18 protein-coding genes are annotated in these 23,357 nt (G+C 34.0%); 9 read left to right on the forward strand and 9 right to left on the reverse strand.

Going from position 1 to position 23,357, the window contains the following annotated elements:
* Window positions 1–187 precede the first annotated feature (187 nt).
* Complete coding sequence (locus CD150_RS04335) at window positions 188–2,344, forward strand: bifunctional glycosyltransferase family 2 protein/CDP-glycerol:glycerophosphate glycerophosphotransferase (RefSeq protein ID WP_073344579.1); 2,157 nt, start codon at window positions 188–190, stop codon at window positions 2,342–2,344.
* A gap of 370 nt (window positions 2,345–2,714) precedes the next feature.
* Here the strand turns inward: CD150_RS04335 and betA are convergent, their stop codons facing one another.
* Together betA and betB are read right to left on the reverse strand one after the other, a co-directional pair.
* Window positions 2,715–4,397: a choline dehydrogenase gene (gene betA, locus CD150_RS04340; protein WP_103161374.1), complete on the reverse strand. Its 1,683-nt coding sequence runs from the start codon at window positions 4,395–4,397 to the stop codon at window positions 2,715–2,717.
* 60 nt (window positions 4,398–4,457) lie between these two features.
* Entirely contained in the window at window positions 4,458–5,951 is a 1,494-nt protein-coding gene (gene betB / locus CD150_RS04345; protein ID WP_103161375.1) for a betaine-aldehyde dehydrogenase, read from the reverse strand.
* Between the two features lie 204 nt (window positions 5,952–6,155).
* Here betB and cudC point away from each other — a divergent pair, with 204 nt between their 5' ends.
* On the forward strand, window positions 6,156–6,710 hold the full coding sequence (gene cudC, locus CD150_RS04350) for a choline uptake/conversion transcriptional regulator CudC (RefSeq protein ID WP_046206624.1): 555 nt from the start codon (window positions 6,156–6,158) through the stop codon (window positions 6,708–6,710).
* A gap of 201 nt (window positions 6,711–6,911) precedes the next feature.
* Here cudC and CD150_RS04355 read toward each other — a convergent pair whose 3' ends face one another.
* Complete coding sequence (locus CD150_RS04355) at window positions 6,912–8,534, reverse strand: BCCT family transporter (RefSeq protein WP_103161376.1); 1,623 nt, start codon at window positions 8,532–8,534, stop codon at window positions 6,912–6,914.
* A 425-nt stretch (window positions 8,535–8,959) separates the two neighbouring features.
* Between CD150_RS04355 and CD150_RS04360 the strand changes: the two genes are divergently transcribed.
* From CD150_RS04360 to CD150_RS04375, 4 genes are all read left to right on the forward strand, one after another.
* The gene (locus tag CD150_RS04360; RefSeq protein ID WP_064209166.1) at window positions 8,960–9,415 is read left to right on the forward strand and encodes a DUF805 domain-containing protein; all 456 of its coding nucleotides are present in this window, start codon (window positions 8,960–8,962) and stop codon (window positions 9,413–9,415) included.
* A gap of 155 nt (window positions 9,416–9,570) precedes the next feature.
* On the forward strand, window positions 9,571–10,287 hold the full coding sequence (locus CD150_RS04365) for a class I SAM-dependent methyltransferase (RefSeq protein ID WP_073344582.1): 717 nt from the start codon (window positions 9,571–9,573) through the stop codon (window positions 10,285–10,287).
* A gap of 136 nt (window positions 10,288–10,423) precedes the next feature.
* A complete protein-coding gene (locus tag CD150_RS04370) occupies window positions 10,424–11,314 on the forward strand; it encodes a fructose bisphosphate aldolase (protein ID WP_103161377.1) in 891 nt (296 codons plus the stop codon).
* 384 nt (window positions 11,315–11,698) lie between these two features.
* On the forward strand, window positions 11,699–12,706 hold the full coding sequence (locus CD150_RS04375; protein ID WP_073344585.1) for a PTS sugar transporter subunit IIC: 1,008 nt from the start codon (window positions 11,699–11,701) through the stop codon (window positions 12,704–12,706).
* Between the two features lie 105 nt (window positions 12,707–12,811).
* Here CD150_RS04375 and CD150_RS04380 read toward each other — a convergent pair whose 3' ends face one another.
* From CD150_RS04380 to CD150_RS04405, 6 genes are all read right to left on the reverse strand, one after another.
* Window positions 12,812–14,197, reverse strand: coding sequence for an APC family permease (locus CD150_RS04380; RefSeq protein ID WP_103161378.1), 1,386 nt, complete (start codon window positions 14,195–14,197; stop codon window positions 12,812–12,814).
* A 143-nt stretch (window positions 14,198–14,340) separates the two neighbouring features.
* Window positions 14,341–15,720 (reverse strand): NAD-dependent succinate-semialdehyde dehydrogenase, encoded by a 1,380-nt coding sequence (locus CD150_RS04385; RefSeq protein ID WP_073344595.1) that lies wholly within the window; start codon window positions 15,718–15,720, stop codon window positions 14,341–14,343.
* 74 nt (window positions 15,721–15,794) lie between these two features.
* The gene (gabT, locus tag CD150_RS04390; protein WP_073344600.1) at window positions 15,795–17,117 is read right to left on the reverse strand and encodes a 4-aminobutyrate--2-oxoglutarate transaminase; all 1,323 of its coding nucleotides are present in this window, start codon (window positions 17,115–17,117) and stop codon (window positions 15,795–15,797) included.
* A 107-nt stretch (window positions 17,118–17,224) separates the two neighbouring features.
* Window positions 17,225–18,610, reverse strand: coding sequence for a MocR-like transcriptional regulator GabR (gabR, locus tag CD150_RS04395; protein WP_103161379.1), 1,386 nt, complete (start codon window positions 18,608–18,610; stop codon window positions 17,225–17,227).
* A gap of 242 nt (window positions 18,611–18,852) precedes the next feature.
* On the reverse strand, window positions 18,853–20,337 hold the full coding sequence (gene cls, locus CD150_RS04400; protein WP_070037132.1) for a cardiolipin synthase: 1,485 nt from the start codon (window positions 20,335–20,337) through the stop codon (window positions 18,853–18,855).
* A 158-nt stretch (window positions 20,338–20,495) separates the two neighbouring features.
* Entirely contained in the window at window positions 20,496–21,680 is a 1,185-nt protein-coding gene (locus tag CD150_RS04405) for a CynX/NimT family MFS transporter (protein ID WP_070037129.1), read from the reverse strand.
* 85 nt (window positions 21,681–21,765) lie between these two features.
* Here CD150_RS04405 and CD150_RS04410 point away from each other — a divergent pair, with 85 nt between their 5' ends.
* The 3 genes from CD150_RS04410 to CD150_RS04420 all read left to right on the forward strand — a co-directional run bounded on the left by CD150_RS04410 (window position 21,766) and on the right by CD150_RS04420 (window position 23,356).
* Window positions 21,766–22,317, forward strand: coding sequence for a helix-turn-helix domain-containing protein (locus tag CD150_RS04410; protein WP_103161380.1), 552 nt, complete (start codon window positions 21,766–21,768; stop codon window positions 22,315–22,317).
* A 342-nt stretch (window positions 22,318–22,659) separates the two neighbouring features.
* Window positions 22,660–22,869: a helix-turn-helix transcriptional regulator gene (locus CD150_RS04415; RefSeq protein ID WP_073344614.1), complete on the forward strand. Its 210-nt coding sequence runs from the start codon at window positions 22,660–22,662 to the stop codon at window positions 22,867–22,869.
* Entirely contained in the window at window positions 22,853–23,356 is a 504-nt protein-coding gene (locus tag CD150_RS04420) for a hypothetical protein (protein ID WP_073344618.1), read from the forward strand. The genes CD150_RS04415 and CD150_RS04420 overlap by 17 nt, the downstream gene beginning before the upstream one ends.
* The last annotated feature ends 1 nt before the right edge of the window (window position 23,357 follow it).

A 23,357-nucleotide genomic window follows, 5' to 3' on the forward strand; every position in this document is an offset into this window, starting at 1 on the left:
GTGTAATTGAAAATAAGCAATAGTTGATGTTTTGAATATATATTTATATTGTAGTAAAATAAATAAATCCGTTTTAACTCCTAAACGGTGAAGTTATTTTAAAAAAACACCCTATTATTTTGAATATTATCAGCACAAGTATGCTATTCAAATAATAAATAGAGTTAATGGAAAAAGAGGTAAAATAATGAAATCTGTATCAGTAATTGTAACTTATTACAACTCCGAAGATTATATTGAAAATTGCTTAAACAGCTTAAAAAATCAAAGGTTCCAAGATTTTGAATTAATATTAGTGAACGATGGTTCAACTGATAGTTCAAAAGCTATTGCAACTGAAACAATCAAAGATTGGAACATCTCAATTAAAGAAATTGATTTAACTCAAAATTTCGGACATGCTTATGCAAGAAATATTGCGCTAGATTCAGTAACATCACCTTATTTTATATTTATAGATTCTGATGATTATCTTGCGTCTTATGCGTTAGCTTTCTATATGAAACATTTAAATCAATACGATGCTTTAATTGCACCTATTCATTCTTTCACTTTAGATGTGCCACAATACGTCGATCAAAATTTAGTGAAAGTGCAATATTTAAACACTAAAACAAAATCAAATCAATTTCTACGTAAACATTCTGTTTGTAATATCGTTTTTAAAACAGCAATTATGCGTGGACATAATATTAAATTCAATGAAGATTTAGATATCTTTATCGACTGGTCTTTCGTCTTAGAATTCATTAAATATTCAAACGGTTTTGTAAGAATCAGTAGATTCCCTTTCTATATTAAAGGAGAAATTTATGATCCGTTTGAAAAACCGACGTTGTCAACTCAAGATTTCAATATTATTTTTAATGACTACGTTTATAGTTTTTCAGACGCTGTAAAACGTGCGCCTTTAAAAGAAAACAAAAAATTCATTAAAACTAAGATGAAAAATTTATATAGAGATTCGTTTGAGCCATCATTAAGAAAAACACCTGAAAGATATAAATCAAATAGTGAGCTTTTACCAAAAGTCACAAGACAGTTAATGACTACAATATTCAAAAGCGAGAAACCATTATTTATTTTAGAATCATTAATGCTTATGTTTAATAAGAAAAAGCCGGCATTTAAAGTAAATCGATTTAGAAAGCGTGCACGCTTAGCTAAAAATGTTATTTTACGTCGAAAAAATAAAAACCGTTCATTATATCAACTTACAGATAGCGAAAACAAAGTTAAGCCGAATACAATCGTTTTCGAAGCTTTTGGTGGTAAAAATTATAGTGACAGTCCAAAGTATATCTATGAGTATATGATGAAATACCATCCAAACTATGAATTTATTTGGGTATTCAGAAAACCTGATCAAGTCTATTTACCAGGACCTGCCAAAAAAGTTAAAAAGGGTTCTAACGCATACTATGAAGCTTACGCTAGTGCAAAATACTGGGTAACAAATGCAAGACTCCCATTATACCTAAATAAAAAAGCTAACCAAGTTTATATTCAAACTTGGCACGGCACGCCTTTAAAACGCTTAGCAAATGATATGAAAGTCATCCGTATGCCTGGAACAACAACTGATAACTATAAACGTAATTTCAAAGAAGAAACAAGCAGATGGGATTACCTTGTCTCTCCAAACGCTTATTCATCTAAGATATTTGAAACAGCTTTTTGGATGCCACCAGAAAAAATACTTGAAATTGGTTATCCTAGAAATGATGTCTTAGTTAATCGTGCAAATGATCAAGCTTACATTCAAGAAATTAAAGAAAACTTAAATTTACCTAAAGACAAAAAAGTAATTATGTATGCACCAACTTGGCGTGATGATGAATTTGTCAAAAAAGGAAAATATTTATTCGACTTAAAAATCGATTTAAATAATTTACAGCAAAAAATTGGTGATGACTATGTTATTCTATTAAGAATGCATTATCTTATTGCTAACGCATTAGATCTAAGAGGTTATGAAGATTTTGCAATCGATGTATCAAACTATAGTGACATCTCAGAATTATATCTCATTTCTGATTGCTTAATCACAGATTATTCTTCTGTAATGTTTGACTATGGCGTATTAAAAAGACCTCAAATTTTCTTTGCTTATGATCTAGATAAATATGCTAAAGATTTAAGAGGCTTCTATTTAGACTATCACAAAGATTTACCAGGTCCTATTTATCAAGATGCATATCAACTAGCTGAAGATTTACAACATTTAAATCAAATTGAAACTGATTATAAACCTAAAATTGATAAATTTTATAATGATTTTTGCTCAATTGAAAATGGTAATGCTGCTAAAGCAATCGCTGATTTAATTACCAAAAATCAATAAATATTAAAAGATATCATGCGCATAGCTTATATATGGCTATGTACAAACAAGCGCGCTAATCCATGATGGATTAGCGCGCTATTATTTTTAAAATCTTACATCTTTGATCCACTGAAGTACAATATGTGTAAATAGTTTAAACTAGTAGTCTTGCACGCAGGCTATACTTGGAGAAAAATACGTTCTTAAATCACTGTCACTGAAGTACTATAGTTTAAAGAAAACACACCTTCAACTTAGCGTATTCAGCTTCATAAATTAAAGAGGTTGTTATTTCATAACCAATGGTTTCAATCCACTAAAATAAACCTCCCGTTTTCATTCATTACGAATGAAAATAGGAGGTTCTTATATATTAATAGCATGTACTTTATTTTACTGTACCTGCGTCTTTATCATGTACACCATGACGATAAAAATCAATATATTCAGGTTCTAATGGTTTTTTACCTCTAATTACATCAGCAGCTCTTTCAGCTATCATCAATACTGGAGAATGGATATTACCATTTGTCGTACGTGGCATAACTGAAGCATCTACGACACGTAAATTTTCCATACCATGTACTTTAAATGTCTCAGGATCTACTACTGACATTTCATCAGATTTTGGTCCCATTCTACAACTACAAGATGGATGTAATGCTGTTTCTCCATCACGTTTTACCCATTCGATAATTTCTTCATCTGTTTGAACCTCAGGTCCTGGTGAAATCTCTCCACCATTGAATGGATCTAAAGCTTTTTGAGACAAGATATTTCTAGCTACTTTAATTGCTTCTACCCACTCACGTTTATCTTCTTCAGTAGACAAATAATTGAAGACGAAATCCGGTTTTTCAAATGGATCCTTAGATTTAATCTTCAAGTGGCCACGTGAATTAGAGTACATTGGACCAACGTGAACTTGATAACCATGTGCAGTTGGCGCTTTAGTACCATCGTATCTTACTGCAATCGGTAAGAAGTGGAACATTAGGTTTGGATAATCTACTTCATTGTTAGAACGAACAAAGCCGCCACCTTCAAAATGATTGGATGCTGCAGCACCTTTACGACCTAATATCCATTGCAAACCAATAAATGGCATTTTCAATTTATTCAAACTTGGTTGCATTGATATAGGTTGTTTACATGCATGTTGCACATATACCTCTAAATGGTCTTCAAAGTTTTCACCAACACCTGGTAAGTGTAAACGTGGCTCAATACCTACAGAACGTAAATGTTCTGAATCACCAATACCAGATAATTGTAATAATTGTGGTGAATTTATCGCACCACCTGATAAAATGACTTCTTTAGCATGAACTGTATGTTCTTTACCATTTTTCTTAAATGTAACACCAGTTACTTTATTTCCTTCAAAATTTAGTTTAGTAACAAAAGCACGTGTTTGTACGTCTAAATTTTTACGTTTCATTGCTGGATGTAAATATGCTCTTGAAGCTGAAACACGACGACCATTATGAACTTGGCTATCAAAAGGACCAAATCCTTCTTGTCGGAAACCATTAACATCTGGTGTTTTGTTATAGCCCGCTTCTACACCTGCATTAAAAAACGCTTGGAATAATGGATTCGATGCAGGACCTCTTCTTAATTTAATCGGACCATGATGGCCACGGTATGGATCATCTTTACTTGAACCAAATGTTGTTTCTAAACGTTTAAAGTATGGTAAACAATGTGCAAAATCCCAATTATCCATGCCTTCAGGTTTTGCCCATTTTTCATAGTCCATTGGGTTACCTCTTTGATAAATCATGCCGTTAATAGAACTTGAACCACCAAGCACTTTACCACGGGCATGACCTACTTTTCTACCATCCATATGTGGTTCTTCGTTAGTTTCATAAATCCAATCATACAGTTTATTGCCTGCTGGATACATTAAAGCAGCTGGCATTTGGATTAATAAATCCCAAGGATAGTCACTACGTCCTGCCTCAAGTACAAGTACGTTATTAGATACATCTTCACTAATTCTCGCACCTAATACTGATCCGGCACTACCGCCTCCGATAATAATATAATCATATGCTTCTCTCATTTTTATATAGCCTCCTGATATACATATTTATAAGCTTCATCGTAAATTTTGTGATTAACGTTACGCTTTACCGAACCAATTTACAGGCTCTGGATTTGTGTTACGAAGGATATGTTTCTCAACTTGGTACTCTGCTAGACCTTCTTTTCCAAGTTCTCTACCAATACCTGACTGTTTATATCCGCCCCATGGTGCTTGCGCAAAATATGGATGGAAATCATTGATCCAAACTGTGCCCATTCTCAATTGGTTAACGACACGTTCTGCTTTACCAACATCATTAGTAAACACACCGCCAGCTAAGCCATAAATAGAGTCATTCGCCAGTGTGATGGCCTGTGCTTCTGTATCAAAACCTTCGATTGTTACTACAGGTCCAAACACTTCTTCTTGAATGATACGCATTGAAGTATCACAATCAGTAATCACTGTTGGTTCAAAGAATAAGCCGTCTTGTAAGTCCTCACGTTCTGGACGTTTACCGCCGATAGCAATAGTGGCATTTTCTGATTTAGCTATTTCTATATATTTCTCTATTTTTTCTCTATGTTCTGCAGAGATTACTGGACCCATTTCAGTTTCTGGGTTAAAGCCGTCGCCCAATTTAATATTTTTAATTCTTTCAATTAACGCTTGTTCAAATTGTTTTTTTATTTTGTTATCTACTATGATTCTTGCACCAGCTGAACATACTTGACCTGCATGGAAAAAGCCACCATTTAGCGCTTGATCAACTGCAAGTTCAAAGTCTGCATCTTCGAATATAATATTAGGGTTTTTACCACCGAGTTCTAAAGCAACATTTGTTACATGATCTGCCGCTTGTTTCATGATATGTTTACCTGTTTGAATGCCGCCTGTAAATGAAACTAAATCGACATCTTTATGTGCTGATAGTGGTTCTCCAACTTCAGAACCTTTACCTAATACTAGGTTAATGACACCTTTAGGGAAGCCTACTTCTTCCATCAATTCAAACACACGGATTGTTGTTAATGGTGTAATTTCACTTGGTTTCATTACTAAAGAACAACCAGTCGCTAATGCTGGCGCAATTTTCCAAGATGCTTGAAGTAAAGGATAATTCCAAGGTGTGATTTGTGTTACAACACCTACTGGCTCTTTAACAACTTTACTTTCTGTATTCGGAATAGGAGAATCAATAATCTCTCCTCCATCTTTATCTGCTAACCCAGCGAAAAAGTTAAATACATTTGCGATATCGTCCATATCAGCATAAGATTCTTCTAATGTCTTACCTGTATCTAACGTTTCAAGTTTCGCTAATTCTTCACGGTGTTTTTCAATCATATTAGCTATTGCTCTAACTTTCTTACCTCTATTTTCACTTGTTTCATTAGCCCATGTGCCTTCTTCGAAAGCACGTCTTGCTGCTAAAATTGCACGTTCACTATCTTCCGCAGTTCCTTCTGCTACTTCTAGAATAACTGCTTGATTATATGGATTAATAATCTCTCTTGTTTGCTTATTTGAGCTTTCCACCCATGCTCCATCAATATATTGAAGACGAGATAAATGATCTACAAGTTCCATTAAAATTACCTCCGTTAAGTTTGTTAAATTTTTATTTAACGAATTTTATGAACTTTATGTTATCATAGTAGTTGAAAAAGTGTCAAATGTGTTTAAATATGATAGGGGTTTATGCATGCATCTTTTTTATATGGAAGGTAAACTATAGAAACTCACTATTTATTTTTCACTTAACTCTATAAGGACTTGAACGGAGGTGGACAATTGGTACATTCGACCAACCCTGATTATCAATTAGAGGAAGCTAAGGATATCGTTATTAATGCTATTGGCGAAACCATGGATTTGTACGGCATCAATAGAAGTGTAGGTAACTTATTTGGAACAATGCTCTTTGAAGACAGTATGACACTTGATGAAATGAGAGAACAATTACAAATGAGCAAGCCCAGCATGAGTGCTGGTGTTAAAAGATTGCAAGAATTTGATATTGTTAAGCAACAATTCACACGTGGAAGTAGAAAACAACATTTTGTCGCTGAAAAAGATTTCTTTAATTTCTTTAGTAATTTCTTTTCACGCAAATGGCGTCGTGAAATTGTTATTAATTCAGAAGGTGTTCATGATGCAGTAGCCATCCTTGATAAGATTATTGATAACAGCAAAGCAGATGAAGCTACAAAATCTGAAGCAGAGGAAGTTAAACAACAATTATTAGATACTTTACCTTATTATGAATGGTTAGATAATTTAAGCAATGCATTAGAATCTGGTGAAATATTTAAATATTTCCCAATTCCAGAAAAAAAAGAGTCATAGTTATGTTGGAAGCTTGCTTTTAACATTTTTAGTTAAAAAGCTGAGACAGTTTATAATGTCTCAGCTTTAAGTATGTGTTCATAGTGATTGAATACTATACATGCTACTCGTTTTACAAAGTAATCCGAATCACTGTCTCTATACAAAATAAGCGCACCACTATCTCACCATAAAATAAGATAGTGGTGCGCTTGTTTTATATTACTTATCATTTTCTTTCCGTTCTCTTACTTGTGTTATACGTAACGAACGTCTTTCTACTTCCCTATATTTTTCGGCTCTATCTTCTAGTTTCAATCTATCTTCGGACAATGTCCTTAAGAATGAAATCATCATCATGACAAATATAGCCAACAGCGGGACACTAGCTAATAAAGAAGCTGTTTTCAAGACTTCTAACGCTCGTTCACCACCTACTAACATCAGTCCAAATGGTAATAGACATAATGCAAAAGCCCAGTACAATCTATTTGCTTTTAATGGCTCGCCGATGACTTTCTTTTGAGAAGCTGCAGCCAAGATATATGAACCTGAATCAAATGTAGTCGCTAAGAATAAGAATGCAGATAACAAGAATAGTACAATGATTAAATTAGGGAATGGTAATTGATGCATAACTTCTATAATAGTAGCTTCTGTACCATGCGTATTTAAGAAATGGATCACATCGAATGAACCAGTGATTTGTAAATAAACTGCATAGTTTCCAAAAATACCAAAGAACAGTGCACATCCTAACGTCCCATAAACAATTGTTCCAAGCACAATTTCTTTAAGTGTACGTCCTTTAGAAATACGCGCAATAAACAATCCTATAAATGGCGCATATACAATCCACCATGACCAATAGAAAATCGTCCATTGTTGTGGGAAATTCGTTTCTTTACGACCACCTATACCGCCAAATGGTTCAATCCATGTAGCCATTTGGAAGAAATTTTTAATCATGTTACCCATGCCAGTGATGGACGTTTCCATAATGAATACAGTCGGTCCAACAATAAATACAAATCCTAGTAATACAAAAGATAAAATAACATTCGCATCACTTAAAACTTTAATTCCTTTTTTCAAACCAGAATAAGAACTATATGCGAAGACAGCTGTAATTGTGAAGAGAATAATGCTACGCATCAACATACTGTCTCCAATACCTGTTAATTTTTCTATGCCTGCAGAAATCATTGGCACACCCAGTGCTAATGAAGTAGCTGCACCACCAAGCAGACCAAAAATAAATAGAATATCAACTATTTTTCCTATAATACCATCTGTCTGACTTCTTAAAATCGGACGCATTGTTTGACTAATTTTATAAACTGGTTTTTTCTTAATAAAAACAAGATAACCAATTGCTAGTGCTGGCAATACAAATGTGGCCCAAGCAATTGGTCCCCAATGGAACATGCCATACATAGTAGCGTAATTCAATGCACTATCCGTCATTCCTTTACCGCCATGTGGAGGATCTTGATAATAGAATGCCCATTCAATAACGCCCCAATATAAAATATCTGAAGCAATACCGGCACAAAATAACATAGCTGCCCAACTAAAATTATTAAATTCAGGCTTGTCTGTCGCTTTACCAAGCGTCACATTACCATATTTACCAAATGCGATATAAAGTACAAATATTAACGTTGCAAGTCCAATCAATAAATATATTGAGCCGAGTGTACTCGACACGACCTCATTTAAATGCGTAATTATGTCCTGACTGGCCTTAGGAAAAACCATCATCGGAATAACTGCAATCAGTAATATCAACGAAGACCCTATAAAGGTCGTCCAATCCATTACTTTTACTCTTTCTTTTTTCACAATAGACACCCCTTATTGTTAGTAAAATATGTAAAAAATTTGCTAATCACTATAATTTTTTAGCAAAACCATTTATTAAATTACAAACATGAGCCTAACGAACTTTTAATAATAATGCAAATTGCATTCAAAAAACACAAACACAAAAGATGAATAAATATATAATATTTCTATTAGTCACAGTCTCTAAAATCGTTACAATCGCAGTGTTAAGTTTAAATTTAACGAAATTAACGAACGGAACAAACTTTCTTTTTGTATTATTATGCGTTATTTGTGTATTAATATTATTTTTATATTTTTTCGAACAGTTGCTATTTTCCTTTTTCTATAGTAAATTCAACACACAATTAAATTTCAATATACTTTAATTTTTTAAAAATAATATTGGTAATTCTCAATATTTAACAAAGGGAGTTTATATCATGTGGCATTATTATAAATTGTATTGGAAAAATGCGCTTGATTTTAAAGGGCGTGCTAGAAGAAAAGAATTGTGGTTTCCATTTTTAGTCAATATATTAATCACTATTCTATTGGCTATACTATTAGACTATATTTTCAAAATACCAACGTCGATAAGTGACGCAATTAGCGCTTTATTTACAATTATTATCTTTATTCCTGATTTTTCAGTGGCTACAAGACGCATGCATGATATTGGTCGGACGATGACTTTTCCAATTATATTTGGCGTCTTTTCCGTGTTATTTTTAATTGCCTCATTTATCCCATCTGGTGACGGCTTATTTTTCAATATTTTAGCAGTTATTTTCGGCATTAGTAGCATTATTTTCTTCATTTTAAATATTGTCGCTTTCTTTTACATGATTACCGATAGTGACAAAGTAGTTAATCAATACGGATTACCACGTAAGTAATTAGAAAAACGCACATAAAGAACGGGACAGAAATCATGCTTTACAAGCGATTCCTGTCCCGTTTTTCTTTTTGCAAAACTATTAATCCCATACTTTTCAACTAAAATAGCTTATAATTCATATATAATGTATTTATAATAAATGAGGTATTTAACATGAACAAAAATAAAATCATTAATTATTGGAATAAGCGTGCGACTTCTTTTAGCAAAGACAAGCAAGCAGAACTTAAAAGTGTGCACGCAGAAAGATGGCTATCTGAAATAAACCAAATTATAACAATCGAACCCGGTATGAAAATCTTAGACATTGGCACAGGCGCAGGTTTTCTAGCAATTCTATGTCAACAACAAGGTGCACAAGTTACTGGTATTGACCTTTCCCCTGAAATGATTCAATCTGCTAAGCAAAATGCATTACGTTTTAATATAAATGTCAACTTTCAAGTCATGGATGCTGAACATTTACATTTTGACGATGCGTATTTTGACCTAGTCATTTCTAGAAATGTTACATGGTTATTACCAGATACAAAAGCTGCCTACCAAGAATGGTTACGCGTTTTAAAACCAAATGCTACACTCATTAATATCGATGGAGATTATGGCAACGATGCTTTTACAGATTATAGTGATATACCAAATCACCACGCGCATCATACTTTAGGAGACACGATGTTAGCAGAGAGTGAAAATATAAAACAAAGTATTTCAATTAATCACTACGACCGCCCTCAATACGATTTAAATATCCTTAAGCAAATAAATACAAAACCCATCCATGTAGATACGACCATTCATAAACGTATTTATCAATCACATGATGAATTTTATAATCCAACACCTATATTTTTAATAGCATTAACGAAATAATATATGATTATGAAACATACAACATTGCTAACCATATTAAAATATGAATAATTCGTTTCACTTAGAGCCTACAACTTGCGTTGACACCTAATTTTTATCATACTATATATGAATAAAAGCAAAAGGAGTGGTAAGAATGAATAAAGAACAATTTGATAAAGTGAAAAACGGCAAAGGATTCATTGCTGCATTAGACCAAAGTGGTGGCAGTACACCTAAAGCATTAAGTGACTATGGTGTAACTGAAGATCAATATAACAGTGAAGATGAAATGTTTAAACTTGTACATGATATGCGTACACGAATTGTTTCATCACCTGCATTCAGTTCCGATAAAATCATTGGTGCAATTCTTTTCGAACAAACGATGGACCGTGAGGTAGAAGGTAAACATACTGGTGACTATTTAGCTGATAAAGGTGTCGTTCCTTTCTTAAAAGTTGATAAAGGCTTAGCTGAAGAACAAAACGGCGTGCAATTAATGAAGCCAATTCCAGATTTAGATAAATTATTAAACCGTGCAAATGATCATAAAATTTTCGGTACAAAAATGCGTTCTAATATTTTAGAATTTAATAAAACTGGTATTGACCAAGTTGTACAACAACAATTCGAAATTGGAAAACAAATCATCTCTGCTGGATTGGTCCCAATTATCGAACCAGAGGTAAATATCAATGCTGATAACAAAGCAGAGATTGAATCATACTTATCAAGTGCAATATTAGCTGAGCTAAATAAATTAAATGACGATGAACTCGTAATGTTAAAATTAACAATCCCAACTAAAGCTAACCAATATCAAGAATTAATCGTACACCCTAATGTGGTTCGTGTCGTTGCTTTATCCGGTGGTTATAGTAGAGAACATGCTAACGAAGTTTTAAAACAAAACAAAGACTTAATTGCTAGTTTCTCTCGTGCATTAATCAATGACTTAAATGTCAATCAATCAGATGAAGAATTTGATAAAATTTTAGCAGATACAATCGATTCTATCTATGATGCATCAGTAAACAAAGCTTAATAACCATTCAGCAATAGCTTTATATTTCCCAGTAAACATGGCAAAAATAAAGCTTAACACACACCCTGATCTTTAATGTCAGGGTGTGTTTTTATATAACAATGTTTAAATGCGATTTGTAATAACGTCTTACACACCTCAGTCAATATTACTTATCTTGCTATACTCAATCTAACTAACGCATTTTTTTATCATAAAAAATCGAATACTGCATTTGAAATAACATGTGCTCACTGAGACTATTCCTTAATGTTTTCAATATTTTTTAGCAAGCATGTTTAATGTAAGTTTTTAAGAAATCCTTAAATAGACTAGCTATAAACCACGACAAACTATATAATTATATTAATTTGCTAATTATCAATGGTTTTAAGGGGAGGAAGTATGAAAAATTATCTACATAGATGGATCATTGAAGCGCTAAGTTATATGGCTTTAGGGTTATTTGGCTCTTTGATTATCGGATTGATTTTAGAAACGCTTGGAGAACAAACATTATTACCACAATTAAATCTGACATTTTTATCAGCAATCGGTCAAGTAGCAATGTCCATGACTGGTGCCGCTATTGGTGTGGCGATAGCTTACGGTTTAGGCGCAAAACCACTCGTTACATTTTCTAGTGTTATCGTAGGTACATTAGGTTATACAACTTTTGATGGTGGTCCAGTGGGCGCTTATATCGCTACAGTCATCGTTGTTGAACTGAGTAGATTATATGCTTGCAAAACAAAAATCGACATCATTTTATCTCCACTACTAACGATATTAATTGGTGGTTTGATTGCAAAGGCTTTTGGACCAGCATTAAATCAATTTATGACAGGCTTAGGCAAAATTATCATTGCATCCACGGATCAACAACCATTCATCATGGGTATCTTAGTCTCTGTTATCTTTGGTTTAGCTTTAACTGCACCGATCTCAAGTGCAGCTTTAGCGTTGATGTTAGATTTGAATGGCCTCGCTGCAGGCGCAGCAACAATTGGTTGTGCATCACAAATGGTTGGTTTTGCAGTTACTGGCTATAAAGATAATGGTTGGGGTGGTGTGCTTTCTGTAGGTATTGGTACAAGTATGTTGCAAGTCCCAAATATCATTAAACATCCAATGATTTTACTACCACCTACTCTTACAAGCGCTATTGTTGCACCTATTATGACAACGTGCTTCCCTATGACAAATAATGCTGCAGGTGCTGGTATGGGCACAAGCGGCTTCATCGGTCAAATTATGACTATCAATACAATGGGTGGCTCTATACAGACTTGGTCCTTAATTCTTACTTTCCACATTTTATTGCCAGCCATTATCAGTTTCTTTCTTTATAGAATTTGTTTTAAAAAACAATGGATACGTCCTGGTGACCAACTGATTCACATTGCAAAATAGCAACGACATACAATATAAAACAAATCCTGAGACAATTTACACGTCCCAGGATTTATTTATGTTCATCTAAATCAATGTAATGATAAATATATTTTCAATCTCACTCTACTCTTTATCCACACGTGCGTTTACAGGGACATTTGCAGTAGCTTTTCTTGTTTGTGTTACATATAAAATTGCTGCGATTGCATACCAAGCCAATACGATAAGCCATTCGGAAGGCCATGCTAACGATGATGGCATACCTGGTAAATAAATGACTATAAACAAAACGCTTAAAACAATAGCAATACTACCAACGAGTTTTCCATTCTTTATACGATAGGGTCTAGCTAAATCAGGTTGCACTTTGCGTAACTTCATAAAAGAAATCGCTACAAGTAAATACCCTAATACCACACCAATACCACCAGCATTAACAATCCATACAAGTGCTGCTCTACCTAAAAGTGGTGCAACAAACGCTAAGATACCAAGAAACAAAATACCATGTGTAGGTGTCTTATATTTAGGATGAATAAATGCAAACCATTTAGGAATCATGTGATTTTTCGCCATAGCATACAGAATTCTACTACCACCAATAATAAAAGCATTCCAACTTGTAATAATACCAGCTACGCCACCTAATACGAGCAAGACGCCAAATCCACTATGACCAAATAAGTTAGCCATTGCATCTGCTGTCGCCAAATTACTGTTGCTTAGAGCTTTAGGTGATAAACCTGTTGCTACACCAAATACAATGAGCAAATAAAAAATCACAGAAGCGATAATTGATAATATTAAAATACTGCCAATTTTTTTCGCAGGTGCTTTAACTTCTTCTGCAATTTGTGGGATGACATCAAAGCCCACAAACAGAAATGGAATCATCATTAATACAGACATCGTTCCACCAATACCATTTTCAAATGGCTGTAAATTGTTGAAATTACCATTAAATCCTGCACCAAATACAAGTAATAAGCCAACGCCTACAATAAAAATTGTGAAAACTGTTTGCATGATTGCTGCAGGCTTTACACCAAAATAATTAAGTGAAGTTAAAATGACACTTCCAATTGAGCCAATGATAACCCATGTGAAGTATACATCCCACCCCGCGATATTCCACATCAATCCTTGATGTTGAAATGGAATAACATAGTCGATCACTGTGGGCAATGCGACCGCTTCAAATGTAATAACTGAAACATAGCCAAATAATACGGACCAACCTGATATAAAGGCAACGCCTGGTGAAAAAGCTTTTTTAACAAATACAAAACCGCCGCCAGTTTCTGGAATTGCTGCAGCTAATTCTGCATATGTAAGTCCGATGACAATGACTAAAAATCCACCGAGTAAAAATGCCACAACACTTCCTACAAAACCAGCTGTTGATACCCATTCTCCTGATAATACGACCCAGCCCCATCCAAGTATTGCGCCGATTGCCAGAAATAAGACATCAACAATATTCATCGTCTTATTAAATTGAGATTTCATTTTACATACCCCATAACATTCATTGAATTAAAAGTGAATGAGCTTAAATTTTCTATATTAGTTTCAATCTAATCATCACTTTCTTGTTCGTTTAGATTCATACGTTTTGCTTTATTTACAACCAGTGCTTTCTAACTTGCACTTTAAATACCTATGGATAAATATTTTGTTTCTAAATATGGCTCTATACCTTCAGTGCCACCTTCTCTGCCATAACCACTTTCTTTCAAACCACCAAATGGTGCATGAGCAGCTGAAGGACCACCATCATTCCACCCAACAACACCATATTCTAACTCATTATAAAGCTTTAATCCTGTACGATAATCATTTGTGAAGAAGTAAGAAGCTAAGCCAAATTCTGTATCGTTTGCCATTTTTATTGCTTCATCTAAATCTTCATAAACCATAACCGGTGCAACTGGACCGAAAGTTTCTTCATGAATTACTTTCATATCTAAATTCACATTAGAGATAACCACTGGTTTTAGGAAATTTCCTTTTAACGCTTGTATTTCATCTACTGACCGTGATAATTTTCCACCTTTAGCTTGTGCATCTGTAATATGTGTCATCACTTTTTCAACTGCAGCTTTATCAATGAGTGGTCCTATGTTTACATCATTTTGCAGACCATCACCAACAGTAAGTTCGTTGACTTTCTCAATCAAACGGTTTGTGTATTGATCAGCAATATCTCGATGTACAAAAATACGATTCGCGCAGATACATGTTTGCCCTGCATTTCTAAACTTAGAAGCAATCGTACCTTCTACAGCTGCTTCAATATCAGCATCTTTATGCACAATTAAAGGGGCTAAACCACCTAGCTCCATCGTTACATTTTTCACACTTTGCGCTGACTGTTCAATCAGTGATTTTCCAACAGCAGTCGATCCAGTAAATGTCACTTTATTAATCAGTTTATGTGTGGTGAAGATATCACCTGCATCTTTACCAGACGCAATAATATAGGATATCGCATCTTTGGGTATGCCGGCTTCATGTGCTAGTGCAACTAGTTTAATGGTTGTTAAAGGTGTTTTGACAGCAGGTTTACAAATGATTGTGCATCCAGCAGCTAATGCAGGCGCCATTTTACGCGTTATCATCGCTGCCGGGAAATTCCAAGGTGTTATCGCGCCTACTACACCAACCGGAAATTTATCAATCACTATTTTCTTAGATGACGTATTTGCAGGTATCGTACGTCCATATACTCTCTTAGCCTCTTCCGCATACCATTTTACATAAGCATTCGCATATATGACTTCCCCTTTAGCTTCTGCTAAAGGTTTTCCACCTTCAAGTGTAATAAGCTTCGCCAGTTCATCCTGATGTTCATCAATGAGTTTCCCCCATTGATATAACTTTGCTGAACGTTCGTGTGCATCAACTAATTTCCATTCTTCAAATGCTGTACGTGCACGTTCAATTTGTGAATGGATTTCATCATGACTTGTGTAGTTTAAACGTTCTATAATTTCATTGGTAGAAGGATTATAAACTTCTAATTGACTCATTATTGTTCTCTCCTTTACATTTATTTTTGTTATGAGGTATGACTTAACTATACCCGTTATTTAAAAATAAAATTTTAAGCGTCCAGATGTGCTTCCGCTATGCTCACTTTTTCAAATGTTTCAGACAATATTTCTAATCCTTGTTGTAATTCATCGTCTGTAATAACAAGCGGTGTTAAGAATCGTAAAACATTACCTTTAATACCAGCAGATAATAATAACAAACCATTTGCATTCGCTGTTTGAATAATTTTTCCAGTCAATGCTTTATTGGGCTGACCGGTTTGATCATCGATGATTTCACAGGCAACCATAGCACCAAGTCTACGAATGTTTGTGATAAATGAATATTGTTCTGCACTGCGATATAAGAAACTTTCAAGTTGTTTTCCAATTTGTTCTGCTTTATTGTTTAAGTCTTCTTCTTCAATGATTTCAATGACTTTTAAAGCAGCTTCACAAGCTAAGGGATTTCCAGCATATGTGCCACCTAGTTCTCCAGGAGATGCACTGTCTATAATTTCCGCTTTTCCAACTACACCGCTTAATGGAAATCCTGCAGCCAATGATTTAGACACAGTTATTAAATCGGGTTCTATATCAAAATGTTCAATCGCAAATGTTTTACCTGTTCGTGCAAAACCTGTTTGAATTTCATCTGCTACAAAAATAATGTCATGCGCTTCACATATTTTTTTAACTGCTTTCACGAATTTTTTATCCGGAATAATAAATCCGCCTTCTCCTTGGACTGGTTCCATCACGATACAAGCTACTTCACTAGGATCTACAGTCTCTATGAAAAAATCATGTAACTTATCAATCATTTGATCAATATAAGCTGCTTCAGATAAGTATTCGGATTTTTCTGAAATATTAGGGTATGGCGCTTGGTAAACCTCTGGTGCAAATGGGCCAAATCCAAGTTTATAAGGCCTTACTTTACTTGTCATAGACATTGTTAAATTAGTACGTCCATGAAACCCTCTTACAAAGGAAACAACTGATTGCCTTCCAGTGTGTTTCCTAGCAATTTTCACTGCATTCTCTACAGCTTCTGCACCTGAATTAAGTAAAATCACTTTTTTATCAAAATCACCAGGTGTAATCTCTGTTAATTTTTGAGCTAAGTTGAGATAGCTTTTATACATAATGACATTGAAGCCAGGATGTATAAAGTTGTCTAGTTGTTCTTTTAAATGTTTGGTTATCTTAGGGTGTGTGTGTCCAACGTTTAATGTACCAATTGCTCCCGCAAAATCTATGAAACGTTCACCTTCTACATCTGTGATCGTAGCACCTTGTGCATGATCTGCAACATGCAGATTACCATTCCCAACACCACGTGCTACATACTTATCACGTTGTCTCTTATAGCTTTCAAATTGATTTGTCATCAATAACCCCTCCTCTTTGCTTCTACATAAGACCTGTAGTTTTCTAAAATTTAAGGGATTATTGGTACAGTGTAAAGTACCAGTTATGACAAATTAATGGAACCAGATTATTCCCAAATGACTTCTTTTAATCTCTGTACTGCCTGAGGAATCTGCTCTTGCTTGATTTTTGAAAATCCTATAATTAGTGTTTTATATGAACTATTTTTTTCAAGCGCTTTCACAGAAAATCGATTTAGTGTATAAAGTTCAAGTTTCATTTCTTTAGCTCGTGATTCAATTTCTTGGTAGGAAAAGGGGGTGTTAACTTCTACAATAAAATGTAAACCTGCTCGCGTATCTTTGATTCGAATATTATTTGTAAAGGTATTGGATAGATGTGTGATGAGTGTTTCTCGTTTCTTTCCATATATTTGATGCATCTTTTTTACATATTTTTCATAGTAGCCTTCTTTGGTCATTAAATTTAATGTAAGTGCGTGAATCGTTGAAAAGTCAGGAATCATATTTAAATTATAGTGATCAAATTGTTTTACTAAATTAATTGGCAAAATCATATAACTCATGCGCAATCCTGGCATTAGCGTTTTTGAAAATGTACCTAAGTATATCACGCGTTCATTTTTATCAAAACTAAACAGTGAGGGGATATTATCTGTTTCATATTTAAACTCACTATCATAGTCATCTTCTATGATGTAACTTTGTGTTTGACTTGCCCAGTTCAAAAGATCAATACGACGCGATACAGGCATGATGATTCCCATTGGAAATTGATGCGATGGTGTCACTATCGTAGCATCAGGTTGAGCTTGTTTAATTGCTTCAATAGATATCCCCTTATGGTCTAAAGCAATCGGTTTTAACTGTGCAGTTGTTTGACGGATTAGTGTTCTAAACCTTGAGTACCCTGGATTTTCCACTGCAATCTTAATTTCATCTGGTAATAATTGAATCAATTTGGTTAACAGTATATTAGTGCCTGATCCAATGACAATTTGTTCCGGATGACATTGGATACCTCTTTGATAAGACACTAATTTAGCAATCGATTGTCTTAACTCTATTGGCCCTTTAATTTGAGGTATTGAAGATAATTCATGATCATAATTTTCAAATACACGTTTAACGAGTTTAGTCCATACCTCTACTGGAAACGCTGAAATATCGGTACTCATATGAGAAAATGAATAATCGTATGCATCTTCAATTTGCTGTTCTTGAACATTCAAAGATATTTGTGCATTTGGATCAATGATTAATTTTTCTAATGGCTCAATAAAATAACCCTTCCGCTCTTCAGTATAAATATATCCCTCAGCCAGTAGCTGTTCATATGCTGCTTTTACACTATTCACACTAATATTTAAATGTTGTGACATATCTCTTTTGGAAGGTAACTTTTCATGACTTTCATATTTGAATGCGAGAATATCTTCTTTTAATTGGCTATATAATTGACGATAAATGAATTGACCACTTTCCCGTCGCATTCAATCCCCCCTTTTTTTACATCATCTGTTCTCCAGTTTTCTCATATCACTCATTATAATGAAAATGAGGACGGTATAGAAATCAAAACGTAAATTTGATTCCATGTCACCGTCCTCATCAGACCAATCTTATGGTTGGAAAATTACAATATGTTATTGGAACTCCAGTGGCACCACGATCGATAGTTGCATTGATAAATACATACAGTCTTAGAACTTGCCACTTCAATATGCTTTATATTTTATAGAATTGGTGACGCTAATTTAGCAATCGATTGTTTGAACTTAATCCAATTTGATCGCTGTTCATAGCGTTCTTCTGTTAATTCCTTAGATACTTTCATATCTTCTATAAATGCTGCTTTAAGTTCTTTGACAATGTTTGCATCATACATAAATGCATTAATTTCGAAATTTAATTCAAAACTACGTATATCCATATTTGATGAGCCTACACTTGCTACTTCATCATCAATAATCATCATTTTTGAATGAATAAATCCATTTTCATACGTATAAACTTTGACACCATCTCTAATCAACTGCGCGACACTTGTAATTGTGGCCCAGTATACAAAAATATGGTCTGGTTTATTAGGAATAATTAACCGCACGTCTACCCCAGCTTTTGCAGCTATACGCAATGCATTGATATAACCTTTATCTGGTATAAAATACGGACTGTGCATATAAATTGATTCTTTGGCGTTCATGATCATTTTCATATAGCCAAACTCTATCTGATGCCAGTTATCACTTGGGGCACCAAGTGCAATTTGCATCGGCACATCTCCACCTTGATTTGCATTGTCTGGGAAATACTTATCATTATATTCCAATTGTTCACGGTGTGATTGAGAATTCCAATCGTGGATAAAACTGAGCTGTAACGCGTCAACGCCATCACCTTTAACTCTTAAATGTGTGTCACGCCAATAGCCAAATTTTTCATCTAAACCTAAATATTCATCACCAATATTAAATCCACCCACATAACCAGTCATACCATCAATCACTAAAATTTTACGGTGATTTCTATTGTTTAGTCTGAAATTTATTAATGGAATTTTAGCTTGGAAGAAAGCCTCTACTTGTCCACCAGCTTCTTGGAAGTTTTTGAATTTTGATTTATGTACCGTTTTAGATCCTACTGCATCATAAAGTATTTTAACTTCCAATCCTTCTTCAGCCTTTTGTTGCAAAATATCGACAATTTCAGAGCCCAACTTATCTAATTTCAAAACATAATACTCTAAATGAATATACGATTTCGCATTGCGTAAATCTTCTTTCATTTGGTCAAATAGCGCATGACCATCAGTATAAATGTCGACATTATTATCGTAACTTAAAAATGTTGGTTCTTTCGTTAGCAATGTATTTACAATATCTGCATGTTTTTTAACTAATCGGTTATCTGAATGATTAATCTTGTTGGTAGCATCTGATAACTGTGTTTTCATTCGTTCTTTCATGTCATCTATCTGATTATGGTGAAAGCCTTGTTCCCGTTTTTTTCGCACTGCTCGACCAAAGAATATATAAATAATAAAGCCTAAAATAGGTACTACAAATAGTAGAAATAACCATGCCCAAGTTGCTGTAGCATCTCTGCGATCTCTATCTAAGAATACAATAATAAAGGCAAGTGCTATATTAATAACAAAGAAAAACGCAAGTATACCTCGATAAATCGGGCTTACACTTGGATCAAAAATAAGTTGCATAATGACACCTCATCGTTTCTTTTAGATTTTAATGAAGACTACATAAGTCATCTATGTGACTATTAGTGTAGCTCAACTTATCAAATCCAATTAATTTTAAAACTCATAGAAAAACAAAGCATGTTGTAAAATATCGTACAATATTTGAATGATACTGTCTATTGTTCTATTGTTTTTTCTATTGTTCGATTACGCCCTGCTTGTGAGCCGAATAATGTGATTAATAGTGCAGTGATTAATAAAATACTTAATGAACCGATCCATTGACCTGTAACATCGTGTAATATACCAAATAATAAAGGACCTATAGCTGCAAAAAGATAACCCACAGATTGAGCCATACCAGATAACTTTGCTGACGTTTGACTATGTTCTGTTCTTAAACTAAAGAATGTATTAACAAGTCCAAACGCTAAGCCACTTGCAACACCAATTAAAATCGTAGCAATTAAAGCAAGTTGTGGTGAAAATAACATTATTGAAACACCCACCACAAAACATAAACCAGTGATAAAAGTTAATAAAAACTGTGATTTCATTTTGGTAGCAAATATAGGTGTAATAAATGTTAATGGGATGATGGAGATTTGCATAATTGATAAATACATCCCGGCTTCACTGATAGACATACCACTTTGAGATAAATATGCTGGCAGCCAATTGATTAGAGAATAAAAAATAAGTGACTGTCCGCCCATCAATATCGTTATTTGCCATGATAATGGCGACTTCCAAACATTGACACTCTCTTTTGGTAATGAGGCCGTTGTTTCTTCCTTATGCTTTAATTGAAACGCCCATATTATAATGGTAATCAATGTAATGACACCAATCGCACTAATAGCAATATTATAATTAAATGCTTTGACGACTGGCGCCGTTCCATATGATGATAATCCTCCAAACACGTTCATAACGACAGTATAATAGCCTGTCATCACACCTATATGTAATGGGAATTTCGCTTTGATCACTGCTGGCGCAAGTACATTACCAAAACCTATACCGACACCGATAAGAATGGTACCTATATATAACCACGAAACACCTGTGATAGAACGTACGATTACACCAATCAGTATTAGCCATAAAGCCACAAAAATTGTACGCTCTAATCCAAAGCGATAACTGGTTTTTGCTGCAAATAGCGAAATAATTGCGAATGCAATCAACGGGACGACTGTAATTACACTAACTGCACTGTTAGACATCGCCAAATCATTTTTTATATCAGGCAACGCAACTCCGATTGAAGTAATTGGCGCCCTTAGATTTGCACCCACTAATAAGACACCGATAAATAAAAGCCAATTAAACGGTTTTACTTTTCTATAATTTTCCATTTTGCTCACCTTACATCATAAATTTTCTAAACAACATTACATATGGTACAATATGTACGTTATAATGTAAATAGGAGCGATTCACGTGTATCATATTCAAAATATTATTGCCAAAAATTTAGCAACTTATCGTAATAAACATCAGCTTAGTTTAGATAAAATGGCTAACCTAACTGGCGTTAGCAAAAACATGTTAAGTCAAATTGAAAAAGGCGCATCTAATCCAACAATTACAACATTATGGAAGATTGCCAATGGACTTCATTTACCTCTGTCACAACTGACCTCAACAAGACAGGAACATATAAACTTCGTGGATGAATCTGACATTATTCCTATTGTTGAAGATAAAGTTAAAATCTTTCCGTATTTTCCTTACGATGATAGAAAGCATTTTGAAATGTTTAAAATGGAAATTCAACCAGGTGGTAAAATGATTTCTGATCCTCATCATATACAATCTGAAGAGTTTATCATTGTTAATTCAGGCACTTTAAATATTGAAGTCGAACAAACGTCTTATACAATTAGCAGTAACCAAGCTTTTCGTTTTAATAGTGATGTAGCTCATGGTTACTATAACCCAAATAATGAAGTTGTTATACTTACCGCCACAATACATTATCATGTACAATAGCAATCTTAGTAAATTTGCACTCAACATTATTTAATAATCTCACTGCGACAAACAAAAGATAAATAAAAGCCATCATCAAAATGGTCATTAACCTTCTTAAAAATAACGCCAAATGAATACGGTGTGATGTTGTTGCCAAGGTATGACACATTCAACGCTGAACTGTCATATACAATCCAAAACGGGGTAGAAATCAAATGATTTCTACCCCGCTTGTTTTTAGAAACATTTTATATAGTGCGCTTTATTTAATATATAAAGATTTATTATTTTTTATATTATCTTGACGAAAAAAGTTATGTCATATATATTTGACACATCAGAAAGAAGTGATGATTTAAATTGAATAAAGTTAAATACTTACGCAGTCAACAACAAATATCTCAACTTGCGCTTGCACGTTCCGTAGGCGTTTCACGACAAACGATTAATATGATTGAAAATGATAAATACAATCCATCATTAAATTTATGTATCAATATTGCACAATCATTAAATGTTACATTAAACGATTTATTTTGGGAGGATCATAACGATGAAGAAAAGAGATAAATGGTTATATCAAAACTTCGCCGGTTTAATTGATACACCTGATGAATATCAACGACATGAAATTGATAAAACATTAGCAAAAATTTCAATTATTGCTTTATATACGTTACTTGCACTTGTTTATTTATCTATTTTCCTTGATATAGAGCGAGAATTTTTATCACCATTTACCGTTGGTGGTGCCCTGTTAATTATTATTCTATTCTGTAGAATGAGCATGAATCGTCTCAGTGCAGATGCTATTGAAATTGAAGTACATCAGCGACATACATATTATAAACTACTAAAAGAAACACGAAATAAAAGGATTATTTTCTTGGTTATAGCCCTAATTTATATGTTAGGGACTGCAACAATCACCGCACCACTACTTGCAGGAAATCCAATGAATTTTAGCTATTTATTAAATATAAGTACCTATATACCCTTTATATTGATCGTCATCTTTACCGTTAACAAAGATTCGCGCATAAAATTAATAGAATAGG

This window comes from Staphylococcus ureilyticus (genome assembly GCF_002902235.1).
Lineage (GTDB): Bacteria > Bacillota > Bacilli > Staphylococcales > Staphylococcaceae > Staphylococcus > Staphylococcus ureilyticus.

Excerpts from the sequence above, each read along its gene's own strand:
- CD150_RS04385 (WP_073344595.1), bottom strand. The coding sequence starts at position 15,720 with ATGAGTCAATTAGAAGTTTATAATCCTTCTACCAATGAAATTATAGAA.
- gabR (WP_103161379.1), bottom strand. The coding sequence starts at position 18,610 with ATGCGACGGGAAAGTGGTCAATTCATTTATCGTCAATTATATAGCCAA.
- CD150_RS04420 (WP_073344618.1), top strand. The coding sequence starts at position 22,853 with ATGAAGAAAAGAGATAAATGGTTATATCAAAACTTCGCCGGTTTAATT.
- CD150_RS04405 (WP_070037129.1), bottom strand. The coding sequence starts at position 21,680 with ATGGAAAATTATAGAAAAGTAAAACCGTTTAATTGGCTTTTATTTATC.
- CD150_RS04335 (WP_073344579.1), top strand. The coding sequence starts at position 188 with ATGAAATCTGTATCAGTAATTGTAACTTATTACAACTCCGAAGATTAT.
- CD150_RS04370 (WP_103161377.1), top strand. The coding sequence starts at position 10,424 with ATGAATAAAGAACAATTTGATAAAGTGAAAAACGGCAAAGGATTCATT.
- betB (WP_103161375.1), bottom strand. The coding sequence starts at position 5,951 with ATGGAACTTGTAGATCATTTATCTCGTCTTCAATATATTGATGGAGCA.
- CD150_RS04375 (WP_073344585.1), top strand. The coding sequence starts at position 11,699 with ATGAAAAATTATCTACATAGATGGATCATTGAAGCGCTAAGTTATATG.
- CD150_RS04380 (WP_103161378.1), bottom strand. The coding sequence starts at position 14,197 with ATGAAATCTCAATTTAATAAGACGATGAATATTGTTGATGTCTTATTT.
- CD150_RS04365 (WP_073344582.1), top strand. The coding sequence starts at position 9,571 with ATGAACAAAAATAAAATCATTAATTATTGGAATAAGCGTGCGACTTCT.
- betA (WP_103161374.1), bottom strand. The coding sequence starts at position 4,397 with ATGAGAGAAGCATATGATTATATTATTATCGGAGGCGGTAGTGCCGGA.
- gabT (WP_073344600.1), bottom strand. The coding sequence starts at position 17,117 with ATGACAAATCAATTTGAAAGCTATAAGAGACAACGTGATAAGTATGTA.
- cls (WP_070037132.1), bottom strand. The coding sequence starts at position 20,337 with ATGCAACTTATTTTTGATCCAAGTGTAAGCCCGATTTATCGAGGTATA.
- CD150_RS04360 (WP_064209166.1), top strand. The coding sequence starts at position 8,960 with ATGTGGCATTATTATAAATTGTATTGGAAAAATGCGCTTGATTTTAAA.